Source organism: Paenibacillus sp. GbtcB18 (genome assembly GCF_019091125.1).
GTDB lineage: Bacteria > Bacillota > Bacilli > Paenibacillales > NBRC-103111 > Paenibacillus_F > Paenibacillus_F chitinolyticus.
Genome location: NZ_JAGXJX010000884.1, coordinates 1 through 235, shown reverse-complemented (window position 1 = coordinate 235; position 235 = coordinate 1). Strand labels below are relative to the sequence as shown.

The window sequence follows — 235 nt, the reverse complement described above, 5'->3', positions numbered from 1 at the left end:
CGGGTTCACCGATCCGATCAGCACACTTCCGGCCTGGGAAAGCAACGTGCTTGCGAACATGACCGACGGCAGGGGGGAAACGTATTTCTGGAGCGGAAGAGCTCCGCAATCCGGGGATTACGTGGGCGGAAATCTCGGGCAGACGGCACAGGTGCGCCGCACCCCCATCAGCCTGGGCCATCCCGATCCGGCAGCTCCGCAGGCAGGCGACGTAACCCGCAGCGCTTCTCTGGAA

1 protein-coding gene is annotated in these 235 nt (G+C 64.3%); it reads left to right on the top strand.

Annotation, left to right across the window (positions count from 1 at the left end; all coding sequences use genetic code 11):
- On the top strand, positions 1 to 235 hold a 235-nt coding region (locus KVT34_RS31200), incomplete at both ends, for a hypothetical protein (protein ID WP_217563392.1).